This window comes from Methanoregula sp., from assembly GCF_049518935.1.
Classification (GTDB): domain Archaea; phylum Halobacteriota; class Methanomicrobia; order Methanomicrobiales; family Methanospirillaceae; genus Methanoregula.
In genome coordinates this window covers 66,746-88,444 of the sequence record NZ_JBEKRH010000005.1, presented here as the reverse complement: position 1 = coordinate 88,444, position 21,699 = coordinate 66,746, and the positions used below count along the sequence as shown (strand labels likewise).

At 56.3% G+C, this 21,699-nt stretch carries 17 protein-coding genes; 9 read left to right on the top strand and 8 right to left on the bottom strand.

Annotated elements, in window-relative coordinates; all coding sequences use genetic code 11:
* Window positions 1–101: 101 nt before the first annotated feature.
* Window positions 102–1,244 (top strand): aldo/keto reductase, encoded by a 1,143-nt coding sequence (locus ABSE13_RS05555; protein ID WP_424027510.1) that lies wholly within the window; start codon window positions 102–104, stop codon window positions 1,242–1,244.
* Between the two features lie 301 nt (window positions 1,245–1,545).
* Here ABSE13_RS05555 and ABSE13_RS05550 read toward each other — a convergent pair whose 3' ends face one another.
* Window positions 1,546–1,974 (bottom strand): nuclear transport factor 2 family protein, encoded by a 429-nt coding sequence (locus tag ABSE13_RS05550; protein WP_424027509.1) that lies wholly within the window; start codon window positions 1,972–1,974, stop codon window positions 1,546–1,548.
* Window positions 1,975–2,271: 297 nt separating this feature from the next.
* Here ABSE13_RS05550 and ABSE13_RS05545 point away from each other — a divergent pair, with 297 nt between their 5' ends.
* Window positions 2,272–3,258: an ATP-binding cassette domain-containing protein gene (locus ABSE13_RS05545; RefSeq protein ID WP_424027508.1), complete on the top strand. Its 987-nt coding sequence runs from the start codon at window positions 2,272–2,274 to the stop codon at window positions 3,256–3,258.
* A 3-nt stretch (window positions 3,259–3,261) separates the two neighbouring features.
* The gene (locus ABSE13_RS05540) at window positions 3,262–4,011 is read left to right on the top strand and encodes an ABC transporter permease (RefSeq protein ID WP_424027507.1); all 750 of its coding nucleotides are present in this window, start codon (window positions 3,262–3,264) and stop codon (window positions 4,009–4,011) included.
* A gap of 623 nt (window positions 4,012–4,634) precedes the next feature.
* Here the strand turns inward: ABSE13_RS05540 and ABSE13_RS05535 are convergent.
* Window positions 4,635–5,582: a hypothetical protein gene (locus ABSE13_RS05535; protein ID WP_424027506.1), complete on the bottom strand. Its 948-nt coding sequence runs from the start codon at window positions 5,580–5,582 to the stop codon at window positions 4,635–4,637.
* 295 nt (window positions 5,583–5,877) lie between these two features.
* Between ABSE13_RS05535 and ABSE13_RS05530 the strand changes: the two genes are divergently transcribed.
* Both ABSE13_RS05530 and ABSE13_RS05525 read left to right on the top strand, forming a co-directional pair.
* The gene (locus tag ABSE13_RS05530) at window positions 5,878–7,449 is read left to right on the top strand and encodes an amino acid permease (RefSeq protein WP_424027505.1); all 1,572 of its coding nucleotides are present in this window, start codon (window positions 5,878–5,880) and stop codon (window positions 7,447–7,449) included.
* A 66-nt stretch (window positions 7,450–7,515) separates the two neighbouring features.
* Window positions 7,516–8,328, top strand: a complete 813-nt coding sequence (locus ABSE13_RS05525; RefSeq protein ID WP_424027504.1) for a hypothetical protein — start codon at window positions 7,516–7,518, stop codon at window positions 8,326–8,328.
* 88 nt (window positions 8,329–8,416) lie between these two features.
* Here ABSE13_RS05525 and ABSE13_RS05520 read toward each other — a convergent pair whose 3' ends face one another.
* The gene (locus ABSE13_RS05520) at window positions 8,417–9,070 is read right to left on the bottom strand and encodes a PrsW family glutamic-type intramembrane protease (RefSeq protein WP_424027503.1); all 654 of its coding nucleotides are present in this window, start codon (window positions 9,068–9,070) and stop codon (window positions 8,417–8,419) included.
* Window positions 9,071–9,761: 691 nt separating this feature from the next.
* Here ABSE13_RS05520 and ABSE13_RS05515 point away from each other — a divergent pair.
* Window positions 9,762–10,451 (top strand): ArsR/SmtB family transcription factor, encoded by a 690-nt coding sequence (locus ABSE13_RS05515; RefSeq protein WP_424027502.1) that lies wholly within the window; start codon window positions 9,762–9,764, stop codon window positions 10,449–10,451.
* 91 nt (window positions 10,452–10,542) lie between these two features.
* Here the strand turns inward: ABSE13_RS05515 and ABSE13_RS05510 are convergent, their stop codons facing one another.
* From ABSE13_RS05510 to ABSE13_RS05500, 3 genes are all read right to left on the bottom strand, one after another.
* Complete coding sequence (locus tag ABSE13_RS05510; RefSeq protein WP_424027501.1) at window positions 10,543–11,970, bottom strand: amino acid permease; 1,428 nt, start codon at window positions 11,968–11,970, stop codon at window positions 10,543–10,545.
* A 504-nt stretch (window positions 11,971–12,474) separates the two neighbouring features.
* A complete protein-coding gene (locus tag ABSE13_RS05505) occupies window positions 12,475–12,936 on the bottom strand; it encodes a protease inhibitor I42 family protein (RefSeq protein WP_424027500.1) in 462 nt (153 codons plus the stop codon).
* Between the two features lie 291 nt (window positions 12,937–13,227).
* Window positions 13,228–14,298 (bottom strand): heparan-alpha-glucosaminide N-acetyltransferase domain-containing protein, encoded by a 1,071-nt coding sequence (locus ABSE13_RS05500; RefSeq protein WP_424027499.1) that lies wholly within the window; start codon window positions 14,296–14,298, stop codon window positions 13,228–13,230.
* 168 nt (window positions 14,299–14,466) lie between these two features.
* Between ABSE13_RS05500 and ABSE13_RS05495 the strand changes: the two genes are divergently transcribed.
* Window positions 14,467–15,510 (top strand): asparaginase, encoded by a 1,044-nt coding sequence (locus ABSE13_RS05495; RefSeq protein WP_424027498.1) that lies wholly within the window; start codon window positions 14,467–14,469, stop codon window positions 15,508–15,510.
* A 300-nt stretch (window positions 15,511–15,810) separates the two neighbouring features.
* Here ABSE13_RS05495 and ABSE13_RS05490 read toward each other — a convergent pair whose 3' ends face one another.
* Both ABSE13_RS05490 and ABSE13_RS05485 read right to left on the bottom strand, forming a co-directional pair.
* On the bottom strand, window positions 15,811–16,743 hold the full coding sequence (locus ABSE13_RS05490) for a response regulator (RefSeq protein WP_424027497.1): 933 nt from the start codon (window positions 16,741–16,743) through the stop codon (window positions 15,811–15,813).
* On the bottom strand, window positions 16,740–18,161 hold the full coding sequence (locus ABSE13_RS05485; protein ID WP_424027496.1) for a sensor histidine kinase: 1,422 nt from the start codon (window positions 18,159–18,161) through the stop codon (window positions 16,740–16,742). Before ABSE13_RS05485 ends, ABSE13_RS05490 begins: the two co-directional genes overlap by 4 nt.
* Before the next feature lie 430 nt (window positions 18,162–18,591).
* Here ABSE13_RS05485 and ABSE13_RS05480 point away from each other — a divergent pair, with 430 nt between their 5' ends.
* Both ABSE13_RS05480 and lon read left to right on the top strand, forming a co-directional pair.
* Entirely contained in the window at window positions 18,592–19,011 is a 420-nt protein-coding gene (locus ABSE13_RS05480) for a MarR family winged helix-turn-helix transcriptional regulator (RefSeq protein ID WP_424027495.1), read from the top strand.
* A 56-nt stretch (window positions 19,012–19,067) separates the two neighbouring features.
* Window positions 19,068–21,452, top strand: a complete 2,385-nt coding sequence (lon, locus tag ABSE13_RS05475; RefSeq protein ID WP_424027494.1) for an endopeptidase La — start codon at window positions 19,068–19,070, stop codon at window positions 21,450–21,452.
* Window positions 21,453–21,699 lie beyond the last annotated feature (247 nt).

Sequence of the window (21,699 nt, the reverse complement as noted above, 5' to 3'; positions counted from 1 at the left end):
GTGATAAAATTGTCAGATATAGTTCGCTACCCAATCCTCCCATGCAAGAATTTATACAGTATTGCTCACGCAATCAGGATCAAGGATATCGGTGAAGGATTATGCTCTACAGGAAGATGAAAAAGGCCGCACCAGGACTCTCCATCCTCGGGTTCGGCTGCATGAGGCTCCCCCTGAAGGATAACGGGCAGATTGACGAGGAGCAGGCAACCGGGATGCTCCGGTACGCAATCGATCATGGCGTGAACTATGTCGATACCGCGTATCCCTATCACAACGGCGAGAGCGAACCGTTCGTAGGGCGTGCACTTGAAGGTGGATATCGCGAAAAGGTGCACCTCGCGACCAAGCTCCCGAGCTGGCTGATCAAGTCCCGGGAGGATATGGACAAATATCTCGATGAGCAGCTTGCCCGGCTCAGGACAAAGACCATCGATTTTTACCTTGTGCACGGTCTCAACCGGCCGTTCTGGGAGAACCTCTCGGCACTCGGCGTCACGGATTTTCTCGACGATGCGATCGCGGACGGGCGGATCCGCCATGCCGGGTTCTCTTTCCATGACAACACGGCGCTCTTCAGGGAGATCGTGGACAGTTACAACTGGACGTTCGCCCAGATCCAGTACAATTTCATGGACGACCACTACCAGGCGGGGACCGAGGGGCTGGAATACGCAGCGAAGAAAGGACTTGGCATCGTGGTCATGGAGCCGATCCGTGGCGGCCTGCTGGCACGGGACCTTGCCGGTATCCGGGAGATCTGGCAGAAGGCGAAGGTCCGGCGCTCTCCCGTCGAATGGGCGCTCCGCTGGGTCTGGAACCACCCGGAAGTGACGGTCGTCCTGTCAGGCATGTCGGCGCCGGAGCAGGTCCGGCAGAATGTCGCCCTTGCTGAAACCGGCTTTGCGGACTCTCTCTCCAAAGCAGAGCTCACCCTGTTCGGGAAGGTCAAAAAAGAGCTGGAGAAACGGATTATCATCCCCTGCACCGGGTGCAAGTACTGCGTGCCGTGCCCCCACGGCGTGAGCATCCCGGAATGCTTCGAGATGTTCAACCGCGGGCACATCTACGAGGATGAGGAACAGACCCGGCAGCTCTATTCGATGTTCCTCGGAGGCTTCTTCGACGGCACTCCCCATTATGCGTCGCTCTGCCAGGAGTGCGGGGAATGCGAGGAGAACTGCCCCCAGAGCCTCCCGATCCGTGAACACCTGAAAAAAGTGGGGGAATATTTTGGAAAATAAGAGGCGGATGTGGTGCGGCATCCGGTTCATCCGCGTTTTCCCCCCGGAACCGTGCCGGTCCTGAAGTATATATCGCGTATCTGGCAGGAGAGATACGGATTCGGCCGGAATTTGAAGAATTCTTTTGAATTCTTCTTCTCCTCACGATCTGAAGACCGATTCGGATTTTGAAGAATTCTCATGAATTCTTCACCTCCTCACGGTCCGAAGACCGTTTTGGAATTTGAAGAATCCTGATGGATTATTCCCCCTGCCGGAACACCCACAAAACAGAAGGGAGCCTTCGTCCAGTCCCGGGTCATTATTCAGAGTTATTTCCGGGGAATTCCGTCTCGTTCTCATCAATGACTTTCTGCACCAGTGCCGAATCAAGGTATGCTCTCACCTCAACAATTTTTCCCCCGTCAAACCGGCAGATCCAGCAGTACTGGTTGTGGAACGGGAGCCCGTTATTGGCGGTAGACAGGGCTTCAAGCTCGACAACGGCAATTGTCCTGCTCACCAGCACGCCGGTAACCCGCAGACGGACACCATCCTTGAGGACCCGGTCGAGACGCCGGAAGGTATGGTCGGTAAATTCCTGCCTGCCGGTATAGGTGCCGGCAAGCGGGTGCGTTCCCATCACGGTCCAGTGCACTGAATCGGATACGTGTGCAAAGAAGAGATCGCTCTTTCCCGATTCAAGGCTTGCAAAGAGCGAGCGGACAGAGGTTTCGGTAATCGGTTTCATGGATATTCTCACCGTTGCGTAACGCTGCCGGTGCAGACAGATATTGTTCAGCGCGGTAATGCAGTATCGGATACCGGTGAAATAAATTCGTTGTTGAGTGAAAAAACAATTTAAGTTAACAATCCGCTTTTATCTATTCCCCTCTGAACTGAGCATAATATTCAGGACGCTGGTACCATCCCCCGCTCAGTTCCGGTATACTCACTCCATGAAATGGCGGACCCTGATAACAAGCGTATTAAAAGAACAGGCAGAAATTTTACCGGAATACTTTCCGGCAGGATAGGATACGATCTCATGACTGTTGCACTGCACATACAGAACCTGACCCGGCGCTTCAATGACCTGGTCGCCGTAGATAATATCTCGTTCGATATCGAACAGGGGGAGATCTTCGGACTGCTGGGCCCTAATGGCGCAGGGAAGACAACCACCCTCTCGATGCTCGCCACCATGCTCCCCCCTACATCCGGTTCGGCAACGATCAACGGTATCGACATCGGGCAGGACCCTGACGGGGTCAGGAATGCGATCGGGATCGTCTTCCAGGACCAGAGCCTGGACGAGGAACTGACCGCGTGGGAAAACATGGACTTCCACGGGCGGCTCTACCGGATCCCGGCAGTGACCCGGAACCAGCGGATCACCGAGCTCCTCACGCTGGTCGAACTCCAGGATCGCAGGGATGATATTGTCAAGACCTTTTCCGGGGGGATGCGGCGGCGCCTTGAGATCGCCCGCGGCCTTCTCCACCACCCTTCGGTCCTCTTCCTCGACGAACCCACGCTCGGCCTCGACCCCCAGACCCGCAACCATCTCTGGACCTACATTGCCACCCTCGCGAAGGAGAAAGGGATCACGATCATCCTCACCACGCATTACATGGATGAGGCAGACCGGTTATGCAACCGGGTCGCGATCATCGATCACGGAAAGATCATCGCTATCGACACGCCGAAGAACCTCAAGGACGGCCTCGGCGGGGACCTGGTGACCATCGGGTCTCCCGACCCGGCGGGGGTGGCTGAAGCCCTCAAAGAACCATGGGTAGTCCGGGTGGAAACCCATAACGATGAAGTGGTAGTCAGCCTGAAAAATGCTGACCAGTATGTCAGTTCCATAGTCACGCTCCTCAACGCCCGGCAGGTCCCTATCGCATCGATCGCGATCCACAAGCCCACACTCGAGGATGTCTTCCTCTCCTTCACCGGGAAGACCATCCGCGAACAGGAAGCCGACACAAAGGAACAGATGCGCACATACCAGAGAATGATGAGGCGCTGAACCATGGATATCATCTACACCATCTGGCTCCGGAATATGAAGCGGTACATCCGGTCAAAGAGCCGCATCATCGGCAGCATCGCCATGCCGCTCTTCTTCCTGCTCTTCCTCGGATTCGGCCTGAACTCCGTAGTGCAGCTGCCCGGGCTCGGCGGGAATTATATCGTGTTCCTTGTCCCGGGCATGGTTGCAATGAGCGTCATGTTCACCTCCGTTTTCTCCGGCATCCAGATCATCTGGGACAAGCAGTTCGGCTTTTTGAAAGAGACCCTCGTTGCGCCGGTTTCCCGGCTGGAAATCATGCTGGGCCAGACTGCTGGCGGAGCAACAACGGCGGTCCTGCAGGGATTCATGATCATGGTCATCTCCCTGTTCATCGGGCTCCGTGTATCAAGCATAGCCGGATTCCTGATCGCGCTGTTGTTCATGGTGCTGATTGGGATCTCCTTCACGGCCTTCGGTATTGCCATCGCGTCAAGGATGGACGATATGACCGGTTTCCAGCTGATCATGAACTTTGTTATCTTCCCGATATTCGGGCTGTCCGGTGCGCTCTTCCCCATCAGCTCGCTGCCGTCATGGATAGCACCGATTACCCTTTTTGATCCCCTGACGTACGGTGTGGAAGGGATCCGGTACGGCCTGACCGGGGTATCCCAGATCAATCCGGTGGTATGTCTTGCGGTTATCGGGGGTTTTGCACTCGCGATGACCGTGGCGGGAGCATTCCTCTTCAGGAAGATCAAAATATAAACAAGAGACAGGAGCCGTGGATAACATGGTTTTCCCGCCGGCTCTTTTTCCAGGGTCCGGATACCGGCCCCCCTCCTCCTGTTAGGAATACTCGTAAGAAAAACAGGAAAGTGAGTGAGCCTTCCGGAAATTTGATCCATTTCCGGTATCGGTTCATCTGGTTACTCAGAGGTTCAAGAGCAGCAATCAGATCTAGCTGCAGTTCGAATATGGGCACCAGCCGCGGAACCAGCAGTTGCAGCATGAGTACCTGAGTCCCTTGGGACAGCGGATTTTGGTTTGCATGCTACAGCATTTCCTTTGAGGGGCATATATCTGGCGTTAAGTGAAAATTTTACTGCACTTATTTTTACTGAACGTATCTGTCCGGTGCCGCTGCCGGCATACCCGCGCAGAGCAGGAGAGGTGCAATAAGAATCAGGCTGACGGTTATTCCTGTCATGATATCGTTTCCTGTTACGCCGCCGCCCCTCTCAACGCGGAGAGGAATAACGCGGGGTTTATGATCACGATCTGCTGTATTCACTCGTCGGATGGTTTTTCTCCCGAACCGTTCACAGAACCAGGAAATTCCTAAAAAAGGATGCACAGGGCAGGAACTGCACCTGCGGATCATACCGTTTTCAGAGATAGTTAAGACGTGACTCCGGCCAGATATCGTCCCAGCCGTATCCCAGGTACTTCCCATCGGTCGCATCAACGATCACGATGTAGGTGCTTTGATAATCGCTGTCCCACCGGTAGGAGCCTGTCATTTTGATGACCCACGCAAGGTTCTCAACATTCTGGTTCTGCGTAACCACAGCAAGATATCCTTCCGCCGAGTTGACCTTGAATTCGCTGTATACCTGGTCCTCAGCCGTCTGTATTGCGCTGGCAAGAGAGACGGTGTTCTTCAGGCTTGAAACAGTCAGGACGCGGTCTACACCCCAGTAATCCACGATGGCTCCAGTAGCCGCGTTGACCCGGACATGGACGATACTCGGGAGAAGGACATGGTCTTTCTCCTCGCGGAGAACGAAATCGTATGCCTTGGACAACACGACCTGCTCATATTCACCTGAGGACTGATTGTACTTCCAGTCTGTAGTCTCATACACCCTGTCAACGATCAGTTTCCAGGTTTTCCCGGAGAACCCGTCGTATTTTAAACCGGCATATTCCGTTGCCTTTGCATAGGCCTTATCCCTGCTGATAGTGAGATCCGGGGAGTTCGGTACATTGTCACCAAAATGAACGAACTCGACAACGCCGGAATTCTGGTTCACATCGAATGTTGAGTTATTCACGGTGAAATGGTAATAGTTCCCGATTTCCAGGCTGCCGGTGGAGCCGAGCACCGGTTCGATGCTCAGATCGCCCACGAATACCCGGATACTGTTCTTTGCCTGTTCAACCGATATGGGATAATTGTCATTGACCGATGCAACGCTTGCGGCGGACATGCTCGCGGTGGATACGCTCACAGCGTTTCCATTGATCGGATCGAGCTGGACGCTGGTTGCTCCAACTCCCGGCAGACACGCGAGAATGCAGACAGCCGCAATAACAACGGCGAATAATCTTGGCATATTCATCTTGTTTCCTCCGTATTCTGGCACGCACATGCGTGCAGGTTCATGACCTTTATGTGAGGTCTACAGGGATCTTTTGTCTGATTCGGTTTAAGCCAAGTGTTAACTGAAAATTATTTTGCACCAATATTTTGCCGATTTTTCGCAAAATACGCACAAATTGAGTGAAAAAAAAATTTCACTCAACCTTTGTTTTATCCTGCGCCCGCTCCGAATACACATATCAGCGGATCATCTCTCCCTGAGGGTGCGGGCAGGATCCGGCGTAACGATGGGCACGCGAGGTAAGGAAATGAAAGAGCGTTTCTCACTCAACCATTCCATGTTCTGGAGAAAACCTGTAGAGGATCTCCACGCGGAGATCGCGAACCGCCCTTCCCTGAAACGGGTGCTCAGGCCAACCGACCTGGTCCTGATGGGCGTCGGCGCCATCATTGGCACCGGCGTTTTCGTCCTGTCAGGAGTGGCTGCGGGCCTCCACGCCGGCAACGCACTCCCGCTCTCATTCCTTATCGCCGGTGTGGTCTGCCTCTTTGCTGCCCTCTGTTATGCGGAGTTCTCCACCATGATCCCGGTTGCGGGGAGTGCGTACACGTACTGTTACACGTCCCTTGGTGAGATCTGGGCCTGGATTATCGGATGGGACCTGGTGCTGGAGTATGGTCTTGCTATTTCCGCTGTTGCAATCGGGTGGTCCGGATATTTCTGCGTCCTTGCGGGTTCACTGGGGTTCGTCATTCCGGCGTCGCTGTCACACCCATTCGGTGTTGACGGGGGCATCGTCAACCTGCCCGCCGTCATCATCGTGCTCTGCCTGACGGTCCTCCTCATACACGGGACGCAGAAGAGCGTAAGGTTGAATGCGATCATCGTGGGTATCAAGATCCTTGTCATCCTCCTCTTCATCGTCCTTGGCGCAGGTGCGATCCATCCCGTAAACTGGCAGCCGTTCATGCCCCCCACGGGCTGGTTCGGTGTCTTCTCAGGGGCGGCAATCGTCTTCTTCGCGTTCATAGGATTTGATGCCGTGGTCACGGCCGCGGAAGAAACAGAAGAGCCCCAGAAGAGCATGCCTGCCGGGATCATCGGGTCCCTTGTCATCTGCATGATCCTGTATGTCATCGTCGGGATTGTTCTTACGGGGATCATTCCTTATACCGAACTGACCGCACCGGATGCAATCAACGCACCGATAGCCTTCGCGCTTGAGAAGATCGGGTATTCCTGGGGTGCCATGCTGGTGTCTGTCGGTGCAATCTGCGGCATGACCTCGGTACTCCTCGTCATGCTCTTTGGCCAGAGCCGGATCCTCTTTGCCATGTCACGGGACGGGCTCGTCCCCGGCATCTTTTCCGTAGTAAACCCGGTCACGCAGACTCCGGTGAACGTGACGGTGTTTACCGGGATTATAACGGCCGTCATCGCCGGGCTCTTCCCCCTGTCCATAGTGGCAGAACTGGTGAACATGGGGACGCTTGTCGCATTCTCTATCGTGGCATTCGGCGTGATCGTCCTCCGCTGGCAGCAGCCGGGACTGAAGCGGCCGTTCTCCTGCCCCGGCGTCCCCTACATCCCCCTGCTCTGCATTGCGTGCTGCATATTCCTCATCTGCCACCTCAACACTCTCTCCCACCAGCTCTTCCTCATCTGGCTCTTCCTCGGGCTTGTCGTGTACTTCCTGTATGGTGTGAAGAAGAGTGCCAACCGGCAGAACGGGAACACCTGCCTTCCCGAACCAATCCCCTGCACGATAAATCCCGGAGCCCCCCTCGCGCCCCTGCCGGAGATCACAACCCGTGATTCCCGTGCAGATCCCGCTGCCGGGACACTTAAAACCCCCCCGGTGATCGCCCGGGATACCTGACCGGATCGTTAGTTCTCTCTTTTACCAGATGAGCCTATATAGCACGGAACCAGAACTACATCGTATATGGAAGCAGCACCGGGAACCGGATCTCCCACCATATTTCCTGTCCCGTCGTGGATGATCCGCACATTGTGGGGGATCATCGCCTTCTCGGTAATCTTCGCTGCCCTGATCTTTGTCATTCCGCTCGACACCTACCGTATGGCAGGGAATTACTTTGAAATATTTGTCTCAGTTTTCTGCATGGCATGCTGCCTCTACGCCTACCGGTATATCTCCGGCCAGGTTCTCCTGCTCCTTGCGGCATTCGCGTTCTTCAGCTATGCCCTTTCAAACGCGTTCTGGTATTTTTACACTTTGGCCCTCGGCCGTGCGTTCGTATACACTACCATCGCAGAGCTCGGTTTTCTCTGTTTCTTCCTTTTCTTTATCGCCGCCTTCTCCATCGGGTTCCCCGACGAGGGAATGCGATTTTCCCGTGCCGCGGGACTCCTTGTTCTCTTCCTGTCCATTCCCCTTGCAATCATCTGGGTGGGTGGGGATAACCAGCCGGTCCGGCTCGGGCTGCTCCTGATCCGGTTTTTCCTCATTGAGCAGCTGGTCGCGATCACGATACGTTACGGGGTCTATCGCCACACAATTCTCTTTGCCGGTATCTCCCTTTACTGCCTCTCATCAATGCTGTACGGGATACGGGAGACCCTTTTGACAATCTACCCGGTTACGCACTTTCCCGGTAACAGCCTCATGGCTCCCCTCTCGCTCTATGACTTCATGAGCGTGGTCGGACCGATGATCATCTGCTCCCTGGCGCTTATCCAGCTCGGCCTGTTCGCGTACCTTTCAGAAAACAGGGGTACTCCTCAAAGCGGGTAACCCGGAAAGGACCATTTATCTCCCGATCTCCCACTGGAGAAAAGGATCAACGGTCGCAAAAAACCGCGTACGCGGGCATCGGATCCTCTCACTCCCGGGGATCCGGTTCCGGCCCGAAGAGCGTGGGGATATCGACGTGGTAGCAGAGCAGCAGGAAGATGAAGAGAATGACCGGGAATACAAGGTCTGCAATAACCCCGGCAGTCCCCAGGTACAGGGCATTCAGGTTGAAGAGCGCGTGCACGGTGACCGCCACCATGTAAAATCCCAGGAGGAGCGCGGGAAGAGCGGCCCGGTGAACGTCCCGTATCAGGACGAGCCCGTACCCGAGAATCGCGCACGTACAACCATGCATGAGCGTGGTGGAGAACGATCGGATCACAAGGGCGATGATCCCTGCGTGCACGGGGCCAAACAGCATCCAGTTCTCGATGATGGAAAACCCTATTCCCGTGGCCATGGCGCAGGCAAGGATCTCCCGGTTGTCCCTCCGGATCCCGAGCATAAAGGATATCGCAAGCGGGAGTGCCTTGAAGAACTCTTCGAGGAGTGGCGAGAGGGTGACTGCGGGGCTCACGATCTCCGGGAACCGCTCTGCAAGAAGCGGCACAAGAAAGAAGACCGGGATTGCAGCTGCGCATCCCCAGGCAAGGTACAGGATGCTCCGCTGTCCCAGGCTGCCTGCAAATGCCGCGAGGAAGACAATCGGCAGGAAATATGCCAGTACCGGCAGGAGGTCCATGGTTTGCTGATATCCCGGAAAGACTGGTCCTGAAGTGTCTTTCCTGGTATGACGATTGTCCCGCTGATACAAAAATGGTAGCTTATGGCAGCATCCCGGCTGTCCCGCTCCACTGCCACGTCCCCCGTTTTCAGCCGGGAAACACGTGCAAATTTTTTTTCACTCAACCGGTGATTTATCTCTCAAGACAGGAGAATAGATGTGTGCCAGCACATGGCACCTTGAGAGGGACACCCCTGTCCGTTTCATGCACGGGAGCATGTGTGTCCGGCCACCCTGATGAAAAAATTTCCGGCACGAAACAAACATACGATGAGGAATATTGCCGGCCGCACAAACAATCACCCGGAACATGCTCCCATAACTCTCAAGGATCCCGTCCGGGTTCTTTTCGGGTTGATCCCGCGTGGATGTGATGCATCTCTTCCGGAACTGTGAGGAAGATGCGGTCCCGGTTTTTTGAGTGAAATTTTTTTTTCAGTTATCGGCGGATATATAATACTTCCCGACAGCTTTTACTTTATATCACCATCACGGGTATCGTTGTGCGCGAGAGGGGAGAGACATTGTGCCGGATAACTGCCCGGCACCGTGAGGGGCCGAAAGGATCAGATGGCCCGTGGAACAGGCGATCTGCCCGTGCCCTTCCGGCACGGGCTTGACAAGGAAGAACTAAAACGGAGGAGATGAAATGGGAGACGGAGATATCAAGTCCATCGGGAATGGGTCCACCGGTATGGGCCTTTCCCATGGCCCGGACACTATGAACGGAATGCAGGTTCCCGGCGCGGGCGAGCCCGTGCATGCTGAGGAAGAAGAGGTGATCATCCTGGAAGCCGGGCATGAGAAGGCCCAGAAGTTCATTAAGGTGATGTCGAACCAGAGCGCAAGCGATGTGCTGCAGCTGCTCAAAGACGGCGGGGGACTCCGGCTTTCCGATATCGCCGAACGGCTCGGCATGTCGCTCAATGCTACCAAGTACCATATTGAGAACATGATGGATGCCGGGCTCCTCGAGATCTCCAATACCCGGTACAGTGTCAAGGGGAGGAAGATCAAGATCTACCGGATGAAGAACCAGATCTTCATCGTGGCACCGGGGATGACAGAGAAGAAACAGATCATCTCTGCCGTGTTGAAGTACGGTTCTTTCCTCGGGATCTATATCCTGATCGCCATCGGGCTCTTCGCGTTCATCCCGCTGCCGGAACTATCAGGATCGCTCCCGCTCGCTGGTTCTCTCCTGCCGTCCGGGGGCGAAGTTGTCACCGATCAGGGGTTTGTGGCAGCACTTCTCGTTGCCGCCGTCATCACGCTCCTGCTTCTGGTCGGGTTCGAGGTCCGTGAATATTTCAGGGACCGGCAGCCCGCCGGGGACTGATCCGTCACTTTTTCTCTAATTACATTTTTTATTGTCAGAGCCACGGACCGGACCCCGGGGTACTGCACGGATACCGGTTGAAAGGCTCCTGCTAGGAAGTACGAGCTCCGTTGTTTTCGCTGTTCTTCAGCCCGAAGGCAAAATAGATCAGGAGCCCGACAATCATCCAGATGATGAACCTGAGCTGGGTAACGCCCGGTAGCAGGAGGATGAGACCGGCGCATGAGACTATACAGAGAATGGGGACGTACGGGACCAGCGGGCACCGGAACGGGCGTTCAATGCCGGGGCGGGCCTTTCTCAGGACGAGGACGCCGATCGCGACGATAATGAAGGCCGCAAGAGTACCGATATTGACCAGCTCCGCGATCACATCAAGGGGGATGAACCCCGCAAGTAACGAGGTTGCAAGGCCTACGATGATGGTAACTTTTGCCGGAGTATGGAACACCGGGTGGACTTCGCTGAAGTACCTGGGCAGCAGTCCGTCCCGGGACATGGCAAAGAAGATCCGTGTCTGGCCGTAGAGCGTGACGAGGATCACCGATGTGATGCCACAGAGCGCCCCGATGGAGACGAGTGCTGCTCCCCACCCGGAGCCGATCCGGCTCAGGGCGAAGGCAACAGGAGCGCCGGTCTCATGGAAATCGCCATACGGCACGATCCCGGTGAGCATCGCCGCTACTGCAACATACAGCACCATGACGATAACGACCGACGCAATGATCCCTATGGGCAGGTTCTTCTGCGGGTTCTCGATCTCCTCGGCTGCAGTGAGCACTGCGTCAAACCCGATATAGGCAAAGAAGACGATCGCCGCCCCGGCAAGAACACCGGACCAGCCGAATGGCATGAACGGGTACCAGTTGGCCCCGTCGATATGCTGGTAACCGAGGGCAAGGAAGATCAGGATGACAGCGATATTGATCAGCACGATCAGGGTATTGAGCCGGGCGCTCTCCCGCATCCCGATGACGAGGACTGCGGTGATGACGAGTATGATCAGGACTGCCGGGATGTTCACAAGTCCGCCCTCCACCCCGGGCGGGTGCACGAATGCGGGGGGCAGGAAAATGCCGGAACCGGCGAGAAGGGTGGTGACATATGCCGACCACCCGATCGCTACTGCCGAGATCGAGACTGCATATTCGAGGATCAGGTCCCACCCGATGATCCAGGCCCAGATCTCCCCGAGGGATGTGTAACAGTACGTGTATGCACTTCCCGCGACCGGGACCATAGCTGAGAATTCCGCATAACAGAGGGCGGCAAGGATACAGACGAGGCCGGATATGATGAACGAGAGGATGATTGCCGGGCCCGCATAATCGGCGGCAGCAATGCCGGTGATCACAAAGATGCCGGTGCCGACGACTGCCCCTATCCCGAGAAGGATCAGTTCAAACAGCCCAAGTACGCGCCGGAGACCCTGCTCTCCCTGGCTCTGCCGCGTCAGCTGCTCGATGGATCGGGTCCTGAACATCGGGTGTTTCCGGAGAGTCTGAAGACGGGTGCGCATACAAATCCATGGGTGTCCTGTGATCGCGAGAGCCTGAAGCCCGGCCAGAAATATGCCGGCGTCTTCCGGGACGGGCCAGGAAATCATCCCCGGACCAGTATATAGTACCGCGTAGTTGACTGAGATGGTTTTCCGGAGCAGGGATCTTCGTGTCTGCCGGGGATCTCACGCGCCGGTACTGGCGAGATCCCCGTCACGCAGGACGTTTTCCGTCCCGGTTATGCACACTACATGGATCGGGGAGCCCGGGGTTCCGTCTGTGGGGGACCCGTTTTTTACTATTTGTGCAGAGATCCTGTTTGAATGGGAGAACTTCTTATGATTGATTACCAGAGGATCGGGCCCGCGTTGTCGTCATGCGCACAACAATGTACTATATCAGGACGAAATCGGATAAACCAAGCGATAAATGAAATTTTTTTTGCACTTATGCCAGAAACCGGGACGCATTCACCGCTTTAACGGTGAATATACAATGGAAATGGCCGGCATGAGGTCCGGGGTTTACCGGATTGTGAAACTGAGCGCGTACCCGCGCCCGCTGCCGGTATCCGGCTCCCACGGCCTCTTGTAAACGGCTGTCACTGACCCGGTGCCCGGCAACTCCGGTATCATGGTGATATGACGCCACCCTCCTGCATCAGTCACGCTGCCCGCAGGGTCTGCCGAGATAAAATAATCGCCGATTACCCTGAACCCGCTGCTCGGTGTGACCGTCCACCGGTAACCGGCTGCAGGGTTCTCATAGAGCCGGATGGTGACAGGTTCCCCGGCACGGATAACCGAGCTGCTCCCGTCGTCCCTTTCAGTATATGGCAGGAACGCCGGCAATGCATCGTCTGGTGTGGCGTTTGTGTCCATAACTTTCGGTTTTGCCAGTAGCCCGAGGACTGCACCAGCGCCCCATGCCGATCCCATGCTCACCAGCAGGATAAGGGCGACTGTGCAAATGGTATTGTATCTCATGTCATCATCTCCGATCGAATATTCCCGGCCTTTCGGGATACTATCCTGTACGCAAAAGAACTCCATGAACCTGGCGTTGAATGAAAATTTTTTTGCGGTTATTTTTTGCTGGCAGGGGGTGGAATTCCCGGGAAACGATCTTCCGCCCCATTTTTCGTTTTCCGCCGGTCATTGCATATTCCGACAAAATTCAGGGAATGCCCATCGGGCGAATGTGACCCGGTAAACGGTCATCCGGATGCGGTCCCGGACCCTCACGTGGTGTCCATCCGGTCGGACTGCATCCGGCGTTCAGCCCCCTATGAGCGTACGGACTATAAAGGAGGGTGCCTTCAGGATGCCCCGGATGTACCGGATCAGGTACGCAGCCACGATCATTCCCGCAAGAAGCAGGGCATATCCTGCCATAAAAAGCGGGAGCGGGAGGCTCAGGTCCAGCGGTCCTATAAGCACTCCTATGACAAGTATGTGGAGGATGTAGATCGCAAGAGAGCATTCCCCCATGGCTTTCAGGACGTCGGAACGGAAGCCCGCAGCCACCAGGTGATCAGCCAGTGCGAAGAGACAGAATATCAGGCCGGTGATCGCAAGCATGAATTCCATTGTCGGGGGATAGAACAGTTCCACATAGCCGTACCGGGTCAGCATTGCCCCGGGCCAGAGGTACCAGCAGAGGGCTCCGGTGATGAACATCCCCCCGGCCAGCATCGTGATCTCCCTGCTGGCAAAGCTGACGATGGTGCCATCACGCCAGCGGAATGAACCGGCCTGGGCTCCCAGGAGGGAGATTACTATCCAGGGAAACAGGGGAAACCAGCCGTCGATCAGCCACTGGTGGATCACGAGTGCGGGTGCAGGAAGTGCGGCACCGGACAGGAACGAGAGGACCGGTAGCTGGAGCGGGAGGGCGCCATACCCTGTGAAGGACTGGAGAAGGGGGGTTGCGATCAGGACGGAAGCAATGACCAGCATCCGTTCCCGCAGGCCGAGGTTGAGGAACAGCCAGGCTACGGGAAGGGAGATGCCGATGAGATAGAGCACATCCACACTCAGGAACGGGACTAATCCCGCTACTCCAAGGTCAAGGAGGGCCGCGATGAGTATCACAAAACCGCCCCTGATGAGAAAATACCGGAACGGGCGCTTTTTTGTACTGCAGGAAAGTGCCACCATCAGACCGGAGATGAAGATAAAAAGCGGGGCCGCAACGGAAGAGACCAGCCGGAGCCAGAATGGGGCCGGCGGAGCGAGGGCATACGGGACCAGGTTTGCACCCACCATGATCGCGATGGCAAACCCGCGGAGAATGTCAACAGGTATATCCCGGAAGGGAGGATGGGACACAGGTTCGGCGGCGGTCATGCTCCGGAACTATTGGATGATCGCGGTAATATGGCTGGCCTTGACCGAAATTTTTTTTTCACTCATCGCCAGTGTTATCCAAAAGTTCTCCTCATGTTCTGGTGTGAGATCCCGAAAAATCCCGCACCGGCAGCTCACCTTTGAAAAGCTGGTACAGGAGACTATACTATGAACCCGCGAAGTTTGTCGGGTGCCCGGCACCAGGCGCCCGAACAGGGAAGCACGCGTTTACCCACCGTCGTTATATTTTCGTTTGGCAGTTCGTTTTGCGATCCGGGCCAGGCGGACGTGAACCTTGCAGATTATTATGGGGGGACGCTGGGCCTCTACGACTGTACTGCGGCAGTCCGGGAGATGCGGAAGTATGCCACTATCAGGGGCATGCAGGTCGCCTGCATCCCCGGTGCAGACATCACCGATACACACCTGCTGGATCTCCTGCTGAATGCAGATGAGGCGCTCCGCCAGCCGGACGTATCAGGAATCGTCATCGCCGCGGGCATGGATATCCTGGAAGAGGTTGCCTGGTTCCTGGACCTCTGTCTCCGGACCGGTAAACCTGTCATTGTCACCGGTGCAACACGGCCCCCGTCAGCGCTCAGCTGCGATGGTAGCCAGAACCTGCTCAATGCCGTCCGGCTTGCCATTGACCGCAGGTCTGCCCGAAAAGGAGTACTGGTAGTGCTGGACGGGACGATCCACGCCGCACGGGATGTGCTGATGACCAGTTCCTGCGGTACAGCGGCATTCCAGTCCCCTCTTACAGGAGCGCTGGGCTTTATTGCCGGCGGCGAGCCGTTCTTCTGCCGGGTGCCGGCCCGGGACAATACCACCGGGACCGGATTTCCTCCGGGCACCATCAGGAGCCTTCCCCGCGTCGAGATCCTCTACACCTGCACCTGCCAGGACAGAGTCACCGTCGACGCTCTCCTGGGCACCGGTGCTGACGGGATTGTGGTGGCCGGCATGGGGGAGGGGTGCATCCCTGAAATGGTACGGACCGCACTTGCCGAAGCGTCACACCAGGGCGTCTGTGTGGTGATATCGTCGCGGAACAGTTGCGGTATGGTGAGTCCCCGGGTGGGCAATACCTCATGGCCGTTTATATCGGCAGATACCCTCAGTCCCCAGAAAGCCCGCATCCTGCTCAGGCTTGCCCTGGCAAAGACACGATCGCAGGATGAGATACGGGAGATGTTCTCCCGCTATTGACCTTCCCGTGGCCTGGGGAGATGCCCGATCCGTTCGTGAATCCCGGGGGATCTCTCCTGTACGGGTACAGGGACGATATCCGCCAGAGTGAGGGGATACCCTCCCCCTTACACGAACAGCCCCGGAATTATACCCCGGGATCGGCATGAACCAGTGAGAACAGGTGCTGCCGGAATCCCTGTTTATTGTGCAGGACCAGGCTGGCATCAATTTTTGTAACGGGAACTACCCTACCGGCAGTTGACTGGATATCCTGTGCCGGACAGATGTTCCGCTCGTGGATCACGTACGGCCCGGGTCCTAATCCAGTACACCGCCCACGATATTACCGGCCAGCGTGAGTGCCTCCATCTCGGTATCCGACCACTCGCGGGAACGATCGCCGGAGAAACCTACGAACCCCCACAGGGCGTCATTCCGGAACAGCGGGAGCATCGCGATCGAGGAGATCCCGCATTTTTCAAAGAAGATACGATCTTCTTTTGGGAACTTTTCAATCTCCCCGGCAACCGTGTTCCCGCTTGCCAGCAGCGTGCGCCAGAGCGATGTCGAGAAGGTGATCCGGGACTCATTATCACCGGGATGGAGCAGGTACCGCGACGTGCCGGGGGCGGCCCAGATATACTGGAGTTTTGCGCCGCAGGGACCTTCCTGGTCCAGGTTCATCCGGAAGACCGCCACGATGTTCGCGTGAACGGCGAGACCGACATGTTCGAGTATTTCGTGGATACCCCGCTCGAGTGTCTCCACCGGCCGGGTCTTCGCGCCCCTGCACTCCTTCTGGAACTTCAGGAACCACTCTATGGAGAAACTGAGTGCAAAGAGGATGTCGTCGCGCTTTTTGATCTCATGTTCCATCCGGTGCCGGTGGAGGGCGAGTTCGATTGCAGAGTACAGCTCACGCTCGTTGAAGGGTTTGAGGATATAGGCAAACGGCGCGATCCCCTTCACCCGCTCAAGCGTCCCGTCATCGGCATATGCGGTCACGAAGACGATGGGGACCTCGTGGAAACCGGCGATCTTCCGGGCCGTATCGATCCCATCCAGTTCCGAGCCCTCAAGCACGATGTCCATCAGGATGAGATCGGGACGGCTCTGCATGGCAAGCGTAATTGCCTCGGTACTGTCGCCGGCAGTACCGGTAACCCGGTATCCCATCCCGCTCAGGACGACCCTGAGGTTTTCGGCAACGATCAGTTCATCCTCTACTACCAGAACCGATGCCCGGGTCATGCCTTTACCCCCGTACCCCGTGCAGGGACTGATATGGTGAATTCCGTACCTGCGTTACGGGAGAGATCGATGGTGCCTTTCAACTGCCGTATCAGCATCTGGACAAGATTGAGGCCCAGCGACTCGGCATGTTTCCAGTCGAAGTTCTCAGGTATGCCCCGGCCGGTGTCCCGGACCCTGAGGAGGATGGTATCGCCCTCCATGCTCCCACGGATGGAGACTTCCCCGCTGCTTCCCTCCGGGAAAGCGTATTTCAGGGCATTGGAGACCAGCTCGTTCATGATCAGGCCAAGGGGGATCGCGGTATTGATTGTCATGGGGAGATCCGCGACCGCGATATTGATCCTTACCCGGCTCCGGTCTACGCCGTAGGAGACCATGAGGTTGGCGACCAGGTTCTTAAGATATCCCTCAAAATCTATCGAACTGAGATTATCCGACTGGTACAGCTTCTCGTGGATGAGGGCCATGGACCTGACCCGGGTCTGGCTCTCCATCAGCGCCTCAGAGAACCCGGGATTTTCAGTCTTACTCGCCTGGAGATAGAGCAGGCTGATGATGATCTGGAGGTTGTTCTTGACCCGGTGGTGGATCTCCCTGAGCAGCACCTCCTTCTCGTGGAGCGAGGTCTTGAGCTGATCCTCTGCAAGCGACCGCTGCCGGTTTTCGGTGAGCAGGGCCGAGTTCACCCACTCGAGTTCATGAGTTCGCTCCCGGACCCGGTTCTCGAGTCCCGTATTCAGGTTCGCCAGCTCTTCCTCCGCCAGTTTGCGTGCCGTGATATCTTCCAGTACCAGGATGAAGTATTTCGGTTTTGTATCGGCATCCCTGACGGAAGAAAGATATGACTGGCACCAGATGGGGGCACCATCTTTTCTGACAAGGGGGATCGTAGCGCAGTACTCATCGTAATCCCCCATCAGGACCCGGTTGATCGCGTCGAGATGCCAGAGACTGTCGTCCGGTGGGACGATATCCCAGATGGGAGTAGCAAGGAGTTTGTCTTCCGTGCAGCCAAGGATCTCGGCAAACCGCCGGTTGCACCGGCATATGCGTTCGTCGGGCAGGAACTCCACGATACCGACCGCGGTCTGATCGAAGGTGGCGCAGAGTCGCTCCTCGCTCTCCCGGAGCGCCTGCTCGGCCCGCTGCCGTTCTATGATATCCCGGATAAGGGCAAAAAGCCCGACTGCCACGAGGAGATACCCCCCGCTCCGCATCAGGATAAGCGGCAAGCCGGCGACCAGTGTGGAACCGGTCAGCATGGCAAGGTGCGAGAGGGCAAACAGGATGTACGCGATACCAAAATAGAGCGGCGTCAGTTTCCCGATACGGAGGTATCCCCAGATGCTCACGATGACAATGGTGAGACTCAGCAGGAGGTTGACAAGTACGGTCAGATCGATGGATTCAAACATGGTGATGTCGGCTCCTGTATCCGCTCCTCACCGGAACAGCTCGCTGTCCCGGTTTCCGGACCGGAAGGTATGAGTCATTATTCCTGCAGGCCTTTAAATCAGGCGTTGAGTGAAAATTTCCTTGCGGTCATGCCGGGCCAAAAGAAGGAGAGCTGCACCGTGATTGATCCGTACCTTATCATCACCCCCCGCTCCCAACGGAAGACAACCGGACCTGAAATCCGATACCATGTGGTTCTGGCAACGGAAGAATACGTGAACGGGCGTCATCCCGTGCATCAGCAGGTATTGCCGGTTTCCTCTTCCTTTCGCTTATCCTGCCGGTCTGAGGGTGCAGCGTTGTCTCTTTCTCCTTACCTGTATTACACCAGATATATCCCGACCAGCATCTTTATGATTAGGTAAGACCTAACTAACGAAGGATCGGAGTATGATGGAGAGAGAGGAGCATCTGCTGGAAGTGTTCGAGAACCTGCTCAGGATGAGAAACGAATGCTCCTGCTCCATCTTCTCCGAATGCGGCCTCTCGGATATGACGGTGAAACAGATCGCCTATCTGAAAGCCATCGATGAACAGGGGGAAGTCACCTTCAGCAGGCTTGCGGAGATCACGAGGAACTCGAAACCCACGATCACCGAGATGATCAACAGATTTGTCCGGATGGAATGCGTGTACCGTGATCCCTGCCCCGATGACGGGAGGATCCTGTACATCCGCCTGACCGATAAGGGACAGAAGATTGCCAAGGCTGAACAGGCTGCCCTGCGCCGGGTGATTGAACGTATGATGGAAACACTTGATGAAGACGAGACGGATCTCCTGATCGGGATCCTGCAGAAGGTCAGGTAATTTTTTTTGTCCTGGACTTTAGTTAGGTAAATTCGAACTAAATGAATGAGGAAACCATGCAACCAGAAAAAACTGATGATACACAGGAAAAAATTGTCATACCGCTCTTTGAGATTGTAGTCTACCCGGACAGCCGGACAAAATTCCCCGTTGATGGAACAACGGGCGAGCTCCTGCTGGCCGCAATGGAACACCCGGATACTGCCCATGCAGTAGGCCTCACGGTGAAGAGCGGTACCCGTCCGTTTGAACTGACCACTGAATCGCTCTATACGATCGGCAACCTGTTCCAGGTACTGCACGTGCAGCCTGCAGATGACGGGTACCTTGTCTGTGCACAGGTTGTACAGCGGGTGAGGGCACTCTCCCTGTCCGAGAAGGACGGGCGGTTCTATACTGCATACGAGCCGGTCCCGGACGAGCAGGATATCGATGACGAACTGCAGGCCCGGATACTCATGGACATCAAGAGCACAGTCCACGAGATCAGCAGCCGGTTCCATGGCTCCGAACAGTTCACCCGGCCGATCGACCGGATGGACTCCGTGGACCAGATCATGGGTTTCGTCATGCCTTTCCTGCCGGTCCCCCTGGCCGAGAAGCAGGTACTGCTTGAGACCGTCTCGGTCCGGGAGCGCTCCATCACGTTCCTTGAGTTGCTCATAAGGACCCGGGAGAACATCGCTATCCGGATCGAGATGGCAAAGAAAGTCTCCGACAAGGTGAGCAAATCGAACCGGGAAGCGATTCTCCGTGAACAACTGAAGATGATCCAGGAAGAGCTGGGTGAGACCGATGGAACCGGCGGCGATGCAGGATACCGGGAGCGGGTCGAAAACGCAAAGATGCCGGAGGATGTGAAGAAGAAGGCCCTCGCAGAGGTGCGGAAACTTGAGACCGGGGGCAGCCAGAACCATGAGAGTTCCATCATACGCAACTACCTCGATCTCCTGCTCGATCTTCCCTGGACAATGGAAGAGAAGAAGAGCATCGATATCGCTCAGGCCCGCCACGTCCTCGAGAGCCACCACAACGGCCTCGAGAAGGTCAAGGAACGGATCATCCAGCACCTCGCGGTCATGAAACTGAAGCAGGAGAAACAGGGTTCGATCCTTCTCTTCGCCGGCCCGCCCGGCACGGGGAAGACAAGCCTTGGCAAGAGCATAGCGGAAGCGCTCGGGCGAAAATACGTCAGGGTCAGCCTTGGCGGTATCCGGGACGAAGCCGAGATCCGGGGGCACAGGAGGACCTATATCGGAGCCCTGCCCGGAAGGATCATCCAGGGCATCCAGAAAGCCGGCACGAAGAACCCGGTCTTCATACTCGACGAGATCGACAAACTGGCAATGTCCTATTCGGGGGACCCGGCAAGCGCCCTCCTTGAAGTCCTTGATCCCGAGCAGAACAGTACCTTCTCGGACCACTATCTGGAAGTCCCCTTCGATCTTTCCGATGTCCTCTTCATCGCAACTGCCAACTCGCTCGCTACGATCCCGGCCCCCCTCCTTGACCGGATGGAGCTGATCGAGATCTCGGGCTATACCAAGAACGAGAAGTTCGCCATTGCAAAAGACCACCTGATTCCTGAGGTCTTAAAAGAGCACGGCCTCGATGCGGAGAAGCTCCGGGTCGAAGACGAATCCCTGAAAGTGATCATCGAGAAGTACACCCGCGAAGCGGGGGTCCGGTGGCTCAAGAAACAGCTGGCAAAGATTGCCCGGCACGTCTCCGAGAAGATCGTCTCCGGTACACCTGAGCTGCCGTTCGTAGTGAAACCGGAGATGCTCGACGCGATCCTGGGAAAGGAGATCATCCGGCAGGAAGTGGCGAGGAAAGAGCCCGTCCCCGGCGTAGTGACCGGTCTCGCGTGGACACCTGTTGGGGGGGAGATCCTGTTCATCGAAGGCACGTTCATGCCCGGGACCGGCAAGCTCACCCTCACCGGCCAGCTGGGGGACGTGATGAAGGAGTCGGCAACGATATCGTTAAGCCTCATCCGGTCCCGGCTCGCTGATACGCAGGGCGGGTTCAACTTCATGACAAGCGACATCCATATCCACGTACCTTCGGGTGCGACTCCCAAGGACGGACCTTCGGCAGGTGTCACCCTCTTTACGGCCCTCTCCTCCCTGATCACCGGGAAGACTGCTGACCCGAACCTCGCCATGACCGGCGAGATCACCCTGAGCGGTGCCGTCCTGCCGGTTGGGGGTATCAAGGAGAAGATCCTTGCCGCACACCGGGCGGGTATAAAGAAAGTCATCCTGCCAAAAGAGAACGAGCGGGATCTCCAGGACGTTCCCGAAGATGTCCGGGGCGAACTTACGTTCGTACCGGTCGAGACCGTTGAAGAGGTCTTAAAAGAAGCGCTGGGTATCGAGCTGCCCAGAACTGTTGTGCTGCACGCCGGGAACAGTGTGGTGCCGGCGCAGAATCTCTGAATCTGTCGGAAGTGGTGGGGATGGATTAGTGCGGTGATCATCCCCCCTCACCAAACGGTGATATCCCCTGTTCTTCCTGATTCCCGGCGAAACCTGCACCGTGGTTCCCCGCCGGAATGTCCCCCGATTTGGATTCCCGCACAGGGCATGTTCAGCAGACCCCTTGTATCTGTTGGTTCCTGACCCGGGAGAACTTCCCGGGCAGCCCGGTATATTCGCAAAAAATGTACCGTATCCGGCTGCCTGA